This window comes from Mesorhizobium sp., from assembly GCF_004962925.1.
Taxonomy (GTDB): Bacteria; Pseudomonadota; Alphaproteobacteria; order Rhizobiales; family Rhizobiaceae; genus Mesorhizobium.
This window is the reverse complement of record NZ_SUEO01000401.1, coordinates 1-1074: the sequence shown is the minus strand read 5'-3', so window position 1 is coordinate 1074 and position 1074 is coordinate 1. Positions and strand designations below refer to the sequence as shown.

Annotated in this window: 1 protein-coding gene; it reads right to left on the bottom strand. The window is 61.5% G+C overall.

Annotated features, from left to right (window positions below):
• Window positions 1–955: ISNCY family transposase (locus tag E5W87_RS35375; RefSeq protein WP_292408587.1), on the bottom strand; the 955-nt coding region annotated here is incomplete at its 3' end.
• Between the last annotated feature and the right edge of the window lie 119 nt (window positions 956–1074).

The following is a 1074-nucleotide window of genomic DNA, read 5'->3' as shown; positions in this document are numbered from 1 at the left end:
GGACCTCCTTGCGGCACAGGGCGCCGTCCAGGTTGTCATGAGCGGCGAGGGGACGGTGCATGTCCTTCGGGTTGCGCGGCTCCTTGGCAAAGCGCACGTTGAAGTCCGCCATGAACTCAGTCGCAAAGACATTGGCCGCCTCGATCGTGCTGATGCCGCGCAGGCGCATCTCCTTTACAAGCCGGTCCTGCAGCGTCTGGTTGGCGCGCTCGACGCGGCCCTTCGCCTGTGGGGAGTTGGCGCAAATGATGTCGATGTTGAGCTCGTAGAGCGCCCGGCCGAACTGCGTCAGGCCGCTGCCGCGGTCCAACTTAGAGCCGTGCGTTGTGCGGAAGATGCCGTGCTTGTCACTGTAGAATGCCAGCGGCTTGCCCCATGCCTGGAGATAGGCCTTCGCTGCATGAAAGTAGTCGAACGTGTTCTCCGACCCGGCAAAGCGCAAATGTAACAGCCGGCCGGTCGCGTCGTCGATAAAGACGAGTAGGGCGCATTTGGGCCCGCGCCCCTCGAACCACCAGTGATGCGAGCCGTCGATCTGCACCATCTCGCCAAGACAGTCGCGCCGGCCGCGCGGCTGATGCAGCCTCCGCTTGCGCTCCCGCCGCAACGTCCAGATGCCCGCCTCCGTCATCCATTTGCGCAAGGTCTCCTTGCTTACCCCAAGCTGGTGCCGCTCAAGCAGCTTCTCGCGCGCCAACGTTGGACCGAAGTCGATGTAATGTTCACGGATAAGCTCCAGCGCAAAGTCGCGAACGCCATCAAGAATGCGGTTGTTGGATGGACGGCCACGCGCCTTGTGGCGAAGGGCCGGCGCACCTTCAGACAGAAACGTCTTCATCAGCCGCTGGACTTGCCTGGCCGAGACGCCAAGCAAACCCGCAGCTGTGGCACTGGTCATCCTTCGCTCGTTAACCCTCGAGAGAACCTCGATCCGCTGCAGCTCACGTTCGCTCATCAGAACCAGTCCCAACCTGCAATCTCCTGCGCCCTCGAAGGCGGGGAGATTGGCAAGGCAAAGGCAGGAGCGACATTCCTACTTTGCCAGATCCGGACATTTTAACTTAGCTGCTACAT